The organism is Reinekea marina (genome assembly GCF_030409715.1).
Taxonomy (GTDB): Bacteria; Pseudomonadota; Gammaproteobacteria; order Pseudomonadales; family Natronospirillaceae; genus Reinekea; species Reinekea marina.
Genome location: NZ_JAUFQI010000001.1, coordinates 561,782 through 577,935, shown reverse-complemented (window position 1 = coordinate 577,935; position 16,154 = coordinate 561,782). Strand labels below are relative to the sequence as shown.

The window sequence follows — 16,154 nt, the reverse complement described above, 5'->3', positions numbered from 1 at the left end:
GCTTACATTGGCCACAATAGTGTTTGAAATTCGTTTGGTCAACTAGTTTTTAACCTGCCATTTTGAGGATTAATGTATGATATGCGTACAAACCAGCAAAGAGACTGGCGTAGAACAAAAAACCTTACCTTTACTTAATTGGCGCTCTGATCGCATGGATTTATGTGAAGTATCGATAAACCCGGACGTAGGTTACCAAACGCATTTGGGGCTAGGCGGCGCGTTTACAGAATCCGCAGCGGTTAATTATCAAGGTTTAAGCAAAGCATCTAAAACTAAGCTGATAAGTAACTATTTTGATCCGATGAAAGGAAGTGGGTATAACATTGGTCGCATCCACATGAACAGTTGTGACTTTTCACTGGGCAACTGGGATTGCCAATCTAAGCCTGATAGCGAATTTTCTATCGACCATTATGAACAAGCTATTTTACCCATGATACGAGATGCTGAAGACGCTCTCGGACAAAAAATCAAGTTAGTCGTAAGTCCATGGAGCCCTCCTTCATGGATGAAAACTAACGGTGAAATGAATAATGGCGGACAACTTAAGCCTGAATTTAGGGCACAATGGGCTAACTATTACGTACAATTCATTAAAGCACTACAGGAAAACGGGTTTGAAATTTGGGGGCTTACCATTCAGAACGAACCCGAAGCTAAACAAATTTGGGACAGCTGCCTTTTTTCAGCCGAAGAAGAGCGAGACTTTATTCGTGACTACTTAGGACCCGCTTTATTCAACAATAATTTAAAAGACATTAAGGTGATTTGCTGGGATCACAATCGCGATAATTTATACCAACGTGCGCGTGTGATTTATAGTGATGCAGAAGCGTCGAAATACGTTTGGGGAGCCGGCTTTCATTGGTATGTCGATGACGCATTTGATAACGTACAAGCTGTTCATGATGCCTACCCAGACAAAGGTTTACTGTTTACCGAGGGCTGCCAAGAAGGTGGCCCACACACCGGGGAATGGGAGGTGGCTGAGCGTTACGGTATTTCAATTATATCCGATTTTAATAAGTGGACTTGCGGCTGGTTAGACTGGAATTTACTCCTAGACAGCAAAGGAGGGCCTAACCATGTTGGTAACTTGTGCAGTGCACCCGTGCTGTGCAATGCTTCTGGAGATGACATAGATATACAGCCTTCTCAGCTTTACTTAAATCATTTATCGCCACGATTTATCCCCGAGTTGAGTCAGCGCATTCTTTCTGCATCCCCACGCGATGCATTAAAAGTAGTTGCTTTTAAACGACCAGACCTTAAGATTTCTTTGATAGTAATGAATATTGGCGATACGCCCGTTGATTTCCAAATAAACCTAAATAATCAATATTTACCAACACAAATTGCAGCTCGTGCTATTCAAACTTATGTATTTTAATCGAAACTATGCAGCCTTTTGCATTTTAAAACAGTGAACGTACTTTATGGTAACCATTAAAGAAGTCGCCGAACTTGCTGGCGTATCTCAAGCCACCGTTTCTCGTGTTATGAATGGCAGTGACCGTGTTTCGGATCAAACTCGCCAGAAAGTTAAATCGGCTATGACAACGCTTGGTTATCAGCCTAATTCCGCGGCTCAATCGCTAGCATCAAGTAGATCAAATACGTTAGGAATGGTGGTAGCTTCGCTAGATGGTCCATTTTATGGCCCGATGATGTCTGGTATAGAAGAAGAGCTGCGGCTATTTAACAAACACGTCATTATCGCTAGCGGACACGGTACTGAAGAAGGCGAAAAAGAAGCCATCCAATATCTTTCTAATCGCCAGGTTGACGGGCTTATATTACTAACCGAATGCTTGAATGCAGAATATTTATTCGATTTAAATAATAAAATCCCCATTTATTTGATTAACCAGCACATCGATGGGTTGGAAAAACGTAACATGTGGCTGGACAATAAGGGCGGCACCTATACCGCTACTCGGTATCTTATTGATAAAGGCCATCAGAAAATTGTTTATGTGGGAGGCCAAACACACAAACAAGACGCGAATGAGAGAGTTGAAGGCTTTGTGGCTGCAATGACCGACGCGAACTTAGCCATTCCTGATGGCGCAATTTCGCGCACTTTGTTTGAGGTAGAAGGCGGCCAGAAAGGCATTGAAATGATTCATCAACAAGGCATCCCATTTACGGCGGTGGTTGCCGGCTCTGATGAAATGGCCATCGGTGTCTACGAGTGGGCTTCAAACCAGGGTTTGTCGGTTCCTGAAGACATTTCAGTGATTGGCTTTGATGATGTAAATTTGGCCAGTTATATCCGGCCAAGATTAACAACCATGAACTTCCCCGCTTATCAAATGGCACGTACCTGCGCACGAATGGCCGTTGATGAGCTCTATAATAAACTTCAGCCCCACGGTATGGAGTTTAAACCAAACTTAGTGGTCCGCGGGTCTGTTCAATCACTAAAAGGCTAACTTAGGCGGTCAGCGCCAAACGGCCACGTTCTGCCACATACTCTTCATAACTGCCTTTAAAGCTCACCAATTGTTGGTCTTTCACATCGATAATGTGATTCGCAAGCGACGATACAAACTCTCTATCGTGGCTGACAAAAATCAAGGTACCGTCGAAATCGAGTAGTGCATTGTTCAGCGCTTCAATGGCTTCCATGTCCATGTGGTTGGTTGGCTCGTCCATTACTAGCACGTTAATTTCTTGCATCATTAACTTACCAAACAATAGGCGGTTCTTTTCACCACCCGAGCAGACTCGCGCTTTTTTATTAAAATCATCGGCGGTGAATAATAATCGGCCTAACATGCCACGAATCATCAAATCATCGTGCTTAGGTAAACGCCATTGCGCCATCCAATCAAATAGCGTTAAGTCGTTATCGAAGTCATTACTGCTGTCTTGAGGGCAATAGCCAATAGAAGCGTTTTCGGACCATTTAATGGTGCCGGCAGTCACTTCGTACTGATCCATCAAGCAACGCAGAAAGGTGGTTTTACCCGCGCCGTTCTCACCAATAACGGCTAAACGCGCACCGGCTTCTAAAATAAGGTTGCCGTTTTCAAACAAAATTTCACCATCGAAACCATGTGAAAGCTCTTCAATAATAAGCGCTTGGCGATGTAATTTTTTGTGCTGCTTTAAGGTAATAGACGGCGTTTGACGGCTCGACGATTTAACTTCATCTAACGTAATTTTTTCCATCTTCTTCGCGCGCGAGCTGGCTTGCTTAGCTTTAGAAGCATTGGCACCAAAGCGGTTAACAAAGGCTTGAAGTTCATCAATTTCAGCGCTCTTCTTGGCGTTCTCAGACAACAACTGCTCTTGAATAAGCGAAGAAGCGGCCATGAATGCTTCGTAGTTACCTGGGTAAATTCGCAACTCACCGTAATCGATATCGGCCATGTGTGTACAAACAGAATTTAAAAAGTGGCGATCGTGCGAAATAATAATCATGGTGCACTTACGCTGGTTCAACACACCTTCTAACCACGTAATGGTGTGAATATCCAAGTTGTTGGTCGGCTCATCGAGCAACAGAATATCGGGGTTGGCAAACAAAGATTGCACCAACAATACGCGTAGCTTCCAACCCGGCGCTAAGGCCGACATTAAACCATAATGAAAGCTAGGCTCGATGCCCGCTTCGTTTAAGAGCTCTTCGGCACGCGCTTCGGCGGTGTAACCATCGAGTTCGGCAAAATCGGTTTCTAATTCAGCAACGCGCATGCCGTCTTCTTCGGTCATTTCTGGGTTGCTATAAATCGCATCGCGTTCTTGTTTAATTTTCCACAAGCGCTTATCACCCATGATTACCGCGTCGACAACCGAAAACTGTTCAAAGGCATATTGATCCTGACTCAAGGTACCAATAGTTTGCCCAGGCGTAATGGAGACATTACCCGACGTTGGCGTGAGTTCTCCACTGAGAATTTTCATGAAGGTAGACTTGCCACAGCCGTTCGCACCGATAAGGCCATAACGATGGCCTTGGCCAAATTTTGCAGAAATATTTTCGAACAGTGGTGTCGCACCAAACTGCATGGTGATGTTTGCGGTAGAAATCAAGAAAGCGTCCCGGTCGCTTATAAATAAGGGCAATTTACCCACAGCGACATTAAAGATGTGTCAAAAAAAGGCCGCGAACTATATAGAAAGGCTGGACTAAAGTCGAGGCAATTGTCTATTTTTTATGCAGTCAGTAAATAAGCCTAACGCTACTCGGACGGGGGTGTGTACATTGAAGTCTATGGCTCTGGCATAGCAAACTTCTACACTGTGCCGCCGCGCAACTATAAATATTTACAAATTTGTATAGCTTGCGAACGGTGGTTAATATTCAGCTTACGATACAAACGCCGAATGTGGCTTTTAACCGTTGAAACAGCAATGTGCATACTGGCGGCAATTTCATCATTATTTAAGCCTTCGCCAATGAGCAGTAACACTTGAAACTCTTTGGCGGTGACTAAATCATCGGGGGCGGCGTATTGATCATTTAAAGCACGAATCAAAGCTTCATTTTTTGTAGACTCTCGCGTACCAGATTGCTGTGTGGCACCAAACCATACATACCAATCTAACCAAGCCCGGTCGGCAAGCTCATCTTGGCTTAAGCAAAACACCTGCCCTAACCATAGAGATTGAATGGGCTTAAGCTTACCCATGCTCTCTAAAATATCTAACCAGTGCTGCTCACCTTCGGCATTGTTTTGCCAAAGCGCTAACAGCAGCTTTGCTTTGAACCTCTGAAAAGTTAAACCGTGTTTTTTGGCTACTTCAACTAACGTTGTAATTTTATTTTTTGCTTCCTGTTCCTCGCCCGACAAATAAAGCGAAATGGCGTGCACCCGCTGGTAGTGCTGATAAAAGTGATTACACGCGGGCAGCGACAATAGTTTTTGTTGCCATCGGTAGGTGGGTTTAAAGTCTAAAATTTTGGATTGTTCGCAAGCCAATAGAAATTCGTACCCGTGTGCCTGCCAATCGGTGTGATAACTGTGTTGCTGCATTAGGTAATTTACTTGGAACGCCAGTCCTCGGGCCGTGCTGGTTTGGCCCCGCCATAGGGCTATAAAGCCCCTCAAGATATGTACATTGAGTAACCCATAACCGCCTAATGGCTCCATGATTTTTTCGCTCATCAACAGCAAGCGTTCCGATTGATTCAAATCACCCTGCTCTATAAATAAGCGAGATCGATTACGGTATAGAAATTCCATGTGCAACAAGTTATCTACACACGCATCGTGCGCCATGTCGATGGTATTTTTTTGCGTCTGCAACGCTTGAGTGAGTTCTCCTTTGGCGGTTAAAACATCTGAAATCAGACACATAGACCACAACCGCTGCTGAAACAGACGATGATCAAACGCGAGTTTGCCGGCTTCCTCTAATCGATTCTGCGCCTTATCTAACTCACCACGACACAAAGCACTTTGACCTAACACCGAATACGCGACAGTTCGAGAGACATAGCTTTCTGGCTTTAGAAAAGTAATGGCTTGCTCCGCTAGAGCATGCGCGCGATCAAAATCTTCGGCGTTCACCGATGCCTGCGCTTGAGCAACGGCTTGTTCAGCCCATAACTCACTTGTAGATGGGTGAGCTTCTGCTTGCAGGTGTTGATCGGGCAGTAAAAACTTTACTTCCTCTTCGCGATAGGTAGCGAGTAACAGCCAAGACTTCAACAACGCTAGATTAGGCTCACTGGCTAAATTTATTTCACCCACGCTCGAAAACAATTTTGCTAATGTATTAAACTGTCCATTTTTGTATAACCCAAAACCTACTTGTTTAAGCACACAGAGAATGAGTGTCTCGTCGGCCAGTTGTAACGACAACTGGATGGCTTCTATTGCCATACCTGTTTTTAAATAAGCTTCTACGGCTTTAACACGGTTTTGTTGTAATCTTTGTGCATCACTTTGATTTAGCCGAGTTAATAAAACACCACGGAAAATATCTTGCAGCTGATACCAACGCACCTCCCCTTCTACACGGGTCAGAAACAGTTGTCGGTGTTCAATTTCTGAAATTAATTCTTCGCTTTTTGTGTGACCGATGAGTTCATTGCACAGAGCGGCGTTAAATTTTTCAAAAATACAAATGTCGAACAAAAATTGCTTTAATTTATCGGGCTGTTGGTCAAAAACTTCATTCAGTACATATTCTTCAACATCGTTAGCGCTCTGGCCGAGCCGTTGAGCGGCATATAACAATTCTTCTTCAGATTGTTTATTGAGAGACACGAGTTGTAATGCCGCTGGCCAACCGCCAGTGCGTTCAAACAACGTTAAATGTGTTTGTGGATTTAGGTCAAAGCCATGGTTATTCGCCAAAAACTTTTTGGTTTCATCAGCATCAAAAGCTAATTGCAGCGCGCCAATTTCTAATAGCTGGCCCCGGACCCGAAAATTAGTTAACGGCACGGGCGGTTCGTTTTGACAGCATAAAATAATGTGCAGTTGTGCTGGCACCAATTTTAACCAATGCCGAACCACCGAAATGATTTCGGGGTTGGTGAGCTCTTGTAGATCATCCAACACCAAATAAAACGGATGCGACACTTGAGCAATTTCCATCATGGCTTTCGAAATAAGCCCATGCAAATCGGCATACTCTTGCTGCTGCACTAACGCCAAACTTTGTGGGCAGGCACCGCCACTGGCCTCGTGTAAGGCGTAAATTAGATGGTTCGCAAAAACACTGGCATCGTTGTCGTTTATGTCTAACGAATACCAACCAAAAGAATGCGATTCATGCTGTAACCAGCTGACCACCAGCGTACTTTTGCCAAAACCCGCAGGCGACACTAGGCAGGTAATGGGCAAGTATTGGCTCTGGCACAATAATTCAAATAATCGCGTTCTTTTAATCAGCTTTTGATTAATAGAAGGACTAATGAGTTTATACGGCTGTACCCAGAGACTCTGATTATTGTTGTTTGACAGAGGCATCGGTTACGTCACATTTCAAAAGTGACGTTCATTTTATAAGTGAACAGAAACTAAAAGACAGGCGCAAAAAGCCCACCGGAGGATATTCAGTAAACGGCGGTGGAGAACATTTTGACCTCCAACCAAAAAAGGGGCCACGAAGGCCCCAAGGGAGATAGCAGTTTCTTACTTAAAAAGTACCGATAGTGGCACTGCTGCTGTTACGTTGAAAAACGTTGATTTTGCCGCACTGCGCAAAGTGGTTGCCCGAATTATAAGGCGTTCCAGCTTGTGCAACGTCGGCTTCCCAGCCTGGTCCATTCGAAATATACGATTTTAGTTCGAACCAGCCATTCACGGTGGCTGAACAATCCATTTCAACATCAAGCATCCAGTAATGATCGCCATAAGTATTGAGTGGCTCATACCCATAACCATCGGCGGCAACAGTTGCGCTATTACTGGCATTATTGGTCGTCCAATCTAATGCGGTGCCAACGGCGCCCGATCCTTGAGATGCTTCGATACCGTACCAATCTAAATATTGGTCACCGCCTTTCCAGCCCGCTGTGGTGCTGTTGCGAAGGTTGTTGTGGCGAATCGGCATTGCGCATTCGTAGTTAGAAGTGGAACAGTTTTTACCCAAATTAGTGTTGGCATAGTTATGATCTAAACCGCCACGAATAAACATGTCTTGCCCTGTGGTGGTGGTACCAAACATAAAGATAACCGTGCGCTGCCAATCACCACCGTTGGGTGCTTCCACTAAAAATTGGTTGATGAACTGCTGGTAGCGGTAATTACCGGTTCCACTGGCCACTTGGTTAATGCGCAAAACGGTCATGCCGGAGTACGATGCGTAGGTAAAGGCGTTTACTATGTTGTCCCAACCGCCATCGTAGGTGACACCACCCGACAACGCATTCTCACCTTTAATGCTCACACCTTGTGCCGCGGCTTCATTGGCAACCCAAAACACCAAAGATTGCGCTAAAGACTGACCACCGCCGTTTGGATCATCGTTCATTTCAAGAGCGGTAAAGTGCAATACTACGTCTCTTGGGTGATTGTTGTACGATGCTGCAACACCCACTATATCGCCATAACCATAACCGGTTGAGGCTGAGTTTAAATCAACATCACTAGGGATAAGACCCGCCGCCATTTCAGCACTACGCTTAGTGTTATCGCTGGCCGACATTTTCCAATGAATGCCAGGAATTTTAAAACCCAACTCAACATTCGCAAAGGCACCGTCAAAGGCGAGTATTGCGTTATCCATCATGCGATAGCCGTGATCCATTAATGCATCGTGGTACCAACGAATAAAATCGCGTCCATAAGCGGTGTTGTATTGATCACCGTTATTAATAAAACTGCCAGCATTCGAAGGCGGGTTGATGTCATTTGCGCTGTTTAGTGCAACGCCCCAATTGTTACTTACGCCCGATACACTGCCGTACTTGGCAATAGCCCAGTTGCGGAAATCTTGCTTAGCAGGTTCACTGTAAGCTTGGAAACCTCCTCGGGTCGGGTACCCGGTTAAGCCACCATCGTGTGCATTATAAGATGGGTAGCGCAGCTCACCGGCAGGCCCCATAGATACGTTCACTTCATCGATCAAATTAGCCTTACTGGCATAGTGAGCTTCGAAGGCTTCCATAAATTCTTTGTATTCAGACAGCACATAATCGTCTCGCCATAATGAAACCGTTTCTACCGATTCATTCCCATATTCACTCTTATATTTTAGATCGCTGGCACTAACACCTTGGTTGGTGTACTTGTTCCATATCCAGCTAGGAATGGGAATATTGCAATCATCACCCACATTACCGCCACACTGATGAAACGACATGATGGGAATAATATGCAAACCCGCGTTTTCGATTTTTTGGAAAATTGTATCGTAGTAACTCCAATCAAATTGTTGATCACCATTGGCCTCTACCTTGCCCCACCAAACATCGACCGATACTCCAGTAACGCCAATGCTCTTAACCGAGGCTAGCTGGTTTTCAAATTCGCTCCAGTTGTTAACTTCTAATGGTGCCATTACGGCGGCGCTTGTAGCGTTGTCGGCCCAGGCGGTCGCCGTTACGGCGAGAGTCATTGCCAACGCAATCTTTTTCATGTGCGTTTTCATGTTAAAAAACCTTTTGTTAGTTTTTATTGTTCAATAAGTTTATTACATCACTCAATAGTGTCTTGAAACCAGGCGGAAATGTATTCCTCCCTAGGGGGCGTAAATTAATGATGCACTGTATTCACGCGCCTTAGCGCGCTGTTCAAGCGCTCATTTTATGCCACGAGGTGTGGCCTTCAGATTTGGTTGATTAGAAATTTACGTCCGAATAGGAGGAATACAGTTTTATATAAGCTTGTACACTACTCAGACCTAATAAAAACAATGACAAGAGGCTAGACCATGAAAAACGGGTTTAAAATACTATTACTATGTTCGGTCGTTGCCACCAGCGCGTCAGCGCAATGGCAATTTAGAGGCACCCCTAATCAGTGGGGTTCAACCGCAATGGCAAGTACAGACAACATCAATTATTGCTCGCAACAACAGTTTAATTCAGGTGATGCCAGTGGCGGTCCGCGCTTTAAAATAGACCGCTATGGCGATTGGACAGAGAGCTACCCTGCTGCAGATTATTACGTTAATGCCAACACGCACTACGAAATTTGCATCAACGCGCAAAACAAACAAATTTCGGTCAATGAAATACCGCTGTCCTCGACTCCGGTCAATACACTCGGAGCAGAATACGATAGCAACGGAACTACCTTTGCTATTTGGTCGCCCGATACTTCTAACGTTTCACTGGTGGTAGATGGCATAGAGTACAGCGTACCTAAAGTATCGGATCAAAATGGCTACACCGATATTTACGCCGTACGCATCAATGGCGACCTTCACCTAAAGCCCTATTACTTCAAAGTTAATGGCGTGGTGGTTAGAGACCCGTACGGTAAAATGGCCGTGCCTAACGCCGACGTGAACATAGTGATGGATATGTCTCGCACCGACTTAGCGCAAGGCTGGGCACCCAGACCTGCACTCATAGAGCGCGAAGATGCCATTATTTATGAAATGCATGTGCGTGACTTCACTATTGACCCAAGCTCTGGAGTTGCCAGTGTAAAACGCGGAAAGTTTCTTGGTATGGTTGAATCAGGCACACGTTATCAAGGTGTGACTACGGGTTTAGATCATTTAAAAGAGCTGGGCGTGACCCATGTACAGATTTTACCATTTTACGATTTTGCATCGTGCCCCGATGTTAACGACACGGCCTGTTATAACTGGGGTTATGACCCTAGAAACTTTAACGTGCCTGAAGAACGTTACTCGGTTTCGTTAGATTATGAAGACCGTGCTCGTGAACTAAAAACCATGGTAAACGAATTTCATAAAGCCGGAATTCGCGTGATTATGGATGTGGTGTACAACCATACTTTCGATTATGAAATGTTCGAAAATATTTCAACTTCATACTATACCGCAACCGATTTAAGCGGCACAGGTAACTCAATTGATGCCACCGTGCCTATGGTAGCGCGCATGATTCAAGACTCGTTAGAGTACTGGACTCGCGAGTACAACTTAGACGGGTTCCGTTTTGATTTAGTGGGCATTTTTGACCATCAAGATTTTGGTGACTGGGGTCGTCACCTTAATACTACGTTTCCTAACCGCAACCTATTAATCTATGGCGAACCTTGGAATGGTTACGCAACCGATTCACGCGAGCCAGAGCGAGTTCGTTTAGGCACTATCGCGCGCCAGCAAAGTGCGCATGTGGGTGTGTTTAATCCAAAATTTCGTGAAGCGATTAAAGGAGACAACGACAGCGGTTACGGAGGTGGCTTTGCGTTTAACCAAGGCAATATTTGGGAGTTAGATTTTGGCAGCCGAGCGGGCAGCCGTTATAACAACGATGCCAATCAAGTGATTGATCTGTGGGATCCAATGTTTACCACTGATCCGGAGCAAAGCATCAACTACACTTCTGCACACGATAACCTAAGCCTACGCGATAAAATTTTAGAGTGGGCCGATTTAAACGGCGTTTCTCGAAACAACAGTTACTTAAAGCGCATTCAAAACTTCGCGAATGGTATAGTGCTCACCTCTCAAGGTATTCCGTTTCTACACGGCGGTGTAGAGATGTTGCGTGATAAAAATGGCGATCACAACTCGTACCGGTCTCCCGATTCGGTGAATAAAATTGATTGGTCTTGGAAAATCACCAACGCGGACACCTATCAATACCACAAAGATTTAATTCAATTGCGTAAAGCACACCCTGGCTTTCGTATGAATACGTGGGATGAAATAAACAACAACGTCACCACCATTCGTTACGCCGATGATGTACTGGTAACCGACATCAATGCCGCAGCCAATGGCGACAGCTGGCAACGTATTTTAGTGATCTATGCCTCGGGCGGTAATTTTAATTACAACCTGCCCAGTGGTAACTGGTATGTCGCCGTAGAAAAAGACACCCCGAATGGCGGCAACCACAGACAAGTATCGGGTTCTCTAACCGTTGAAGGAACGGCGGTAACCGTTTTATATCAGCCTTAATGTAAAAAGTTACTAACTGTTATGGCTCACGGGTAAATATCTTTCCGTGAGCCATTCTAAGTGATGTACTCGGATTTCTAATCACTCTCTTCGATCTAGATGTGATTTTAGTTAGATTGATGGATTTTTCATTGATGGTTTTCTGCAAAGTTTGGTGCTAGATCAGTGTTTTAATGTAAGGATGACGGCGCAGCCTTCACTGCGAACTTAATCACAAACTTAAGTGTTAATGACCTTATACATTGCCAGACACTATTATTTGATTCATTATTATCTAATATTTTTACACGTTAAATTAAACTAAATTTAAGAATCAATCATAGTTTAAAATACTTTCTCATGTTACTTAAAAAAACCTGTTTCAAAGATATAAAACATATTATTCCCTACATATTTCTAATTTCTTTATCTTTTGGATTAATCGGGACTGATACAGCTTTCCGTATTAGCAATTTTTCAGGGTTAGAGCCTTTGTTCGCTTATGCCCTAATCGGCCTTATTTTTTTTAGTGCTGCAAGTTTAATTTTGTTTAAGTACTTTAATCATTTATCGTTATTTATAAATCCTCCAAAAATGGCGAGCATCCCTTATTTTACTCTTGTATCTATGCTACTGATCATATCCAGCTTTGGTGGGCTGTACTTTATACCCATTTCTTGGACAATTTTTTTATCAGAATTATTGTCTAGTAATTTTGGATCTGAACCAATAAACGTTTTTTCGAATGATTTAAACGTCCTCGTGAAATCGATGCTGATAATGGAACAAGTTCTTATAGCACCCTTGTTCGAGGAATTATTGTTTAGGGGGTATTTGCTACATTTTTTTTATAAATATTTTGGTTTAAGATTCAGTACAGTAATTGTTGCAATTATCTTTGCCTTACCCCATCCAGATGTCTTAGGCTCTGCTCTTTTTTCTATCATACTTTCTGTTATAACACTTAAAAGCCGATCACTTTACCCAGCCATAATTATTCATATTTTATTCAATATATTCGGTTTATTAATCATAGGCTTCGACCTAGATGTGATTCTAGTTAGATCGATGGAAATTATGTCTATTGACTACACAGAAGACTCTTTTATTCGGTATTTAATTGGCAACCTTCTTGTCTTTGTGCCGCTCATTAGCATTTATTACATAGCTAGATCGAGATATTTAACTTAGACACCCCGAATGGCGGCAATCACAGACAAGTATCGGGTTCTCTAACAGTTGAAGGAACGGCGGTAAAAGTTTTGTACCAACCTTAATACAGACTGCGAACCGACTGGGAGTTAATGCTTCCAGTCGGTTCCTTTGGTTTTTTAACTCACGACTAGGTGGTTAGATAATAGTAACCTAGACCTGTATTAGGCCTGTCATAAAACTGAAACAACAGAGCCATTGCTACATTGGCTAACTATTGGCTTGCAGCAAAATAAACCGGTAAGACTTATACTGCTTAAACTTGTCGGAATCGAGTAAGTCGGTTTGCTTAGTTGCTTTGGCTATTTTATTCTTAAATAGCCATAAAACAAATTTACTTAACTGCGGGTGCTTACTTCTAATTCGTTCGGTGCCTATCGAGAGCGCTTTCATCGATTTTTCTACGAAGTCTTTTCCTAGGTCGAGCGTCTTGGTCACATCTTGGGTAAGGTCTTCTTCTACCACCACGCTAAAGCCTTCTTGATCAATACGATTCATGAACTCATCGTAGCGATGGCCGCTTTTGCTCAGTTCCCCTTCAGCATTATTCAAAACAAAGTAATCACAAATCATCAAATAGCCATGCGCTTTAAGCGCGCGCTTTGCATTTTTAAATAATTTATCAAGCTTAATATATTGGCAGGATTCACTCATAATGATGCAATCAAACGTATCTTCTATAGATAACTCTTCAAAAGGCATATGATGAAAGGGTGCATTTAAGGCTTCCTCGAACCTTTTCTTCTGGTTTATATCAGGGGATAAACCCTCGGCAAGGTATGATTGATCAAGCAGCTTTTTTACCAGTATTCCTGTACCGCAACCTACGTCTAGAACGCTTTTTACTGTAGAAGGCAATTTTTCGACAAGGTAATCTTCATATCGGATTTGTGCCAATTTCAGCTTTTCGAAGGTAAGATCGTCATCAGGCAACCAAAGCCCATAATGCAATCTATCCAAACCTAACACTTCGTCATAAAATCGAAGGGCTCTATCGTTTTTCTTACTCATGATCGTTCCTTTTTGCCAGCCAATGCAATGCTCTTCGGCTTGCACGGGCGAGTTCTAAGCAAACGACACGATACAGCTATATTAAATGAATAGACCATAGATTGGGTTGAGCTATAACGTGGCTAAATGCTTTATTGTTATTATTTTTACCAATCTTATCGCTCAAGGCGCGACTTTAGGTTGGCGTTTTTTTAACCTGTTAGCCAGCTTAGCAAAGTCGGCCTATCAACTCTAGCCCCAGTTGGTAGAGTCACTTACCCTTCATTTCACCTACAAACCTTTTCAGTTCAGCAACAGACTTTATTCGGTAAAGAGTTTTATTGCTTGCTAGCGCGGTTAACTTAGCATCAAACGCTTCATTCCAAAATTGCGGACACATTCGTAACACTTTATAACTGGCTAACGTGCCTTTTAAGACCGAGCTGCTTTTTGGCCAACCTTCGGGTTTAACGAACAAGCCTTTTAAAAGCCGCTTGGTGACAAACCAATAACTGGTTGAATAGGGTAAATCGATATACACCAAGGTATCAGCGGCTTCTAAGCGTTGGTAAAATAAACCAAGCGGCCCTAAACCATCGATGATCCAGCGATCAGAAGACAAAATACCTTCATGAGCCGCCGCAACCATTTCTCGGCTCACCGGTTCGCCATTAGGCTGATAGGTGATGGAATCTAACGGATGCAACGGTAACCCAGTGGCCTGTGCCAGCGCTTTACTCAGGGTAGATTTTCCGCTGCCGGGTTTACCAAATACGGCTACTTTGTTCATAGGGCCTCCTGTTTCTGTTGTATTCCCATGAGGCAGAACTGAAAAACCCACCTCGTTAGGGTGGGTTTGATCTAAAAAACGCGCATCAACAACCCCACCATTCCTAAGGAATGATGATAATGTGCAAGACGGTGTGCGTTTGGTAATTTTTCATACGGGTTATCGTGCTAGAACAGTGCGAGCTTGTCAATTGTTACCACCAACCCTCCACTCATGCTTATCACCATTCTAAGACGTTTGATTGATTGACTAAAACGCCATTTCCCTGAATATTGAACCCCATCATATAGAATTCGAAAACGCGCGATTACAAGTACTTAAATGTATGGCTTTAACAATAAAGAGAAACTATTTCTTATGAATTTACTGGATCGCAACAGCAATGCCGCAATTTTGCTGGCGGGTATTTGTGCATTAATTGTGGGCGTAGGTGCAGCCCGGTTCGCGTTTACTTCTTTACTGCCTTCCATGCTGGCAGATACGCTAACGCTTACCTTTTCGGGAGTGTTAGCCAGCGTAAACTATTTAGGTTACTTATCGGGTTCTATAGTCTCAATAGTCATTAAAACCAATCACAGCAAGGTTAGGCTGTTTCGCATTGGCACGGTGCTGTGTGTGTTAACCACCTTTATTTTGGCAACCACCACTCACGAAGTAGTTTGGTTAGTATCAAGGGTCATCGCCGGGTTTGGATCAGCCATGGCCTTAGTCGTTGGCTCGGCCATTGTTATGAGTAAGCTCAATATGACCGATAAAACCAAGGCCATGGGCATTCATTTTTCTGGCATTGGGTTTTCTATATTAATCACCGACTTACTAAGCAGACTGGTATTTTGGGTTGGTGGTACCTGGGCACAAGCCTGGCTGGCCATTGCGATTGTTGTCGCGCTTATGACTTGCTATTCGATTTACATCTTAACGTTTGATGATTCAAAAAACCAAAAGAGCACCGCTACTGCGATAGATATGCGTATGTTTACCGGCTTCGTTTTAATCCTAATTTTTGCCTATTTTACGGAAGGCTTAGGCATGGTGGTACAAGGCACCTTCTTACCCGATATCGTTAACTCGTTAGAAGGCTTACAAGGTTTCGGCGGCTATGCGTGGACTTTAGTGGGCGTAGCGGGCATTCCATCCTGTATTTTATGGATGCGAGCGGCGCACAAATACGGCAGCATCAACATTATTGTTGTCACCATGGGTTTGCAAGTGGTTGGTTTGCTTATTCCTGTAATCACCAATAACGTTTACTTCAACCTACTCGCAGGTATTTTATTCGGCGGAACGTTTATCGCACTCGTTGCACTCTTTATGACACTGGGTGGCAAGTTGGCCGGCGACAAACCTGTTGTTCTAATGGGCGCAATTACCACCGCCTACGGCATTGGCCAAGTAGCCGGTCCGCTTTACTCGGTAGCCTTAACCGATTACTTCGGTTCTTACAATGCTGCTTTGCTATTAACAGCCACGATGGTTTCATTAGGCGCTGTGTTGATGTTTATGAATCGGAATGTGTTAGTGGAAAGGTGATTAGACTGTAGTTAGAAACGACTCATTTAACGCAACTGTTTTGAACATTGCCATTATTGCATTGGCAAACTGGGCCGACTTCCGTAACACCCGATTAATCAACTTACATCATGCCATGAATGTTTAAACATTTATCCCT

General features: G+C 43.6%; 10 protein-coding genes. 5 read left to right on the top strand and 5 right to left on the bottom strand.

The genetic code is table 11. The features are described from left to right. The first annotated feature begins 76 nt into the window (after positions 1 to 76). Positions 77 to 1,393 (top strand): glycoside hydrolase family 30 protein, encoded by a 1,317-nt coding sequence (locus QWZ13_RS03155; RefSeq protein WP_290280500.1) that lies wholly within the window; start codon positions 77 to 79, stop codon positions 1,391 to 1,393. A gap of 46 nt (positions 1,394 to 1,439) precedes the next feature. Next, complete coding sequence (locus QWZ13_RS03150) at positions 1,440 to 2,438, top strand: LacI family DNA-binding transcriptional regulator (protein WP_290280499.1); 999 nt, start codon at positions 1,440 to 1,442, stop codon at positions 2,436 to 2,438. 1 nt (position 2,439) lies between these two features. Here the strand turns inward: QWZ13_RS03150 and QWZ13_RS03145 are convergent, their stop codons facing one another. The 3 genes from QWZ13_RS03145 to QWZ13_RS03135 all read right to left on the bottom strand — a co-directional run bounded on the left by QWZ13_RS03145 (position 2,440) and on the right by QWZ13_RS03135 (position 9,060). Next, a complete protein-coding gene (locus tag QWZ13_RS03145) occupies positions 2,440 to 4,044 on the bottom strand; it encodes an ABC-F family ATPase (RefSeq protein WP_290280498.1) in 1,605 nt (534 codons plus the stop codon). Between the two features lie 224 nt (positions 4,045 to 4,268). Then, the gene (malT, locus tag QWZ13_RS03140) at positions 4,269 to 6,935 is read right to left on the bottom strand and encodes an HTH-type transcriptional regulator MalT (protein WP_290280497.1); all 2,667 of its coding nucleotides are present in this window, start codon (positions 6,933 to 6,935) and stop codon (positions 4,269 to 4,271) included. 169 nt (positions 6,936 to 7,104) lie between these two features. After that, entirely contained in the window at positions 7,105 to 9,060 is a 1,956-nt protein-coding gene (locus tag QWZ13_RS03135) for a family 14 glycosylhydrolase (RefSeq protein WP_290280496.1), read from the bottom strand. A gap of 282 nt (positions 9,061 to 9,342) precedes the next feature. Between QWZ13_RS03135 and QWZ13_RS03130 the strand changes: the two genes are divergently transcribed. Next, positions 9,343 to 11,514 (top strand): alpha-amylase family glycosyl hydrolase, encoded by a 2,172-nt coding sequence (locus QWZ13_RS03130; RefSeq protein WP_290280495.1) that lies wholly within the window; start codon positions 9,343 to 9,345, stop codon positions 11,512 to 11,514. Between the two features lie 471 nt (positions 11,515 to 11,985). After that, positions 11,986 to 12,684: a CPBP family intramembrane glutamic endopeptidase gene (locus QWZ13_RS03125; RefSeq protein ID WP_290280494.1), complete on the top strand. Its 699-nt coding sequence runs from the start codon at positions 11,986 to 11,988 to the stop codon at positions 12,682 to 12,684. A 231-nt stretch (positions 12,685 to 12,915) separates the two neighbouring features. Here the strand turns inward: QWZ13_RS03125 and QWZ13_RS03120 are convergent, their stop codons facing one another. Then, positions 12,916 to 13,716, bottom strand: coding sequence for a class I SAM-dependent methyltransferase (locus QWZ13_RS03120; protein WP_290283259.1), 801 nt, complete (start codon positions 13,714 to 13,716; stop codon positions 12,916 to 12,918). Between the two features lie 250 nt (positions 13,717 to 13,966). After that, entirely contained in the window at positions 13,967 to 14,536 is a 570-nt protein-coding gene (locus tag QWZ13_RS03115; RefSeq protein WP_290280493.1) for a P-loop NTPase family protein, read from the bottom strand. Positions 14,537 to 14,806: 270 nt separating this feature from the next. On the opposite strand from QWZ13_RS03115, the gene QWZ13_RS03110 reads away from it, so the two are divergent. Further along, entirely contained in the window at positions 14,807 to 16,015 is a 1,209-nt protein-coding gene (locus QWZ13_RS03110) for a YbfB/YjiJ family MFS transporter (RefSeq protein WP_290280492.1), read from the top strand. Positions 16,016 to 16,154: the final 139 nt, after the last annotated feature.

What these genes read in the sequence shown, in the direction of transcription:
- QWZ13_RS03155 (WP_290280500.1), top strand. Translation starts at nt 77, where the DNA reads ATGATATGCGTACAAACCAGCAAAGAGACTGGCGTAGAACAAAAAACC.
- QWZ13_RS03150 (WP_290280499.1), top strand. Translation starts at nt 1,440, where the DNA reads ATGGTAACCATTAAAGAAGTCGCCGAACTTGCTGGCGTATCTCAAGCC.
- malT (WP_290280497.1), bottom strand. Translation starts at nt 6,935, where the DNA reads ATGCCTCTGTCAAACAACAATAATCAGAGTCTCTGGGTACAGCCGTAT.
- QWZ13_RS03135 (WP_290280496.1), bottom strand. Translation starts at nt 9,060, where the DNA reads ATGAAAACGCACATGAAAAAGATTGCGTTGGCAATGACTCTCGCCGTA.
- QWZ13_RS03130 (WP_290280495.1), top strand. Translation starts at nt 9,343, where the DNA reads ATGAAAAACGGGTTTAAAATACTATTACTATGTTCGGTCGTTGCCACC.
- QWZ13_RS03120 (WP_290283259.1), bottom strand. Translation starts at nt 13,716, where the DNA reads ATGAGTAAGAAAAACGATAGAGCCCTTCGATTTTATGACGAAGTGTTA.
- QWZ13_RS03110 (WP_290280492.1), top strand. Translation starts at nt 14,807, where the DNA reads ATGTATGGCTTTAACAATAAAGAGAAACTATTTCTTATGAATTTACTG.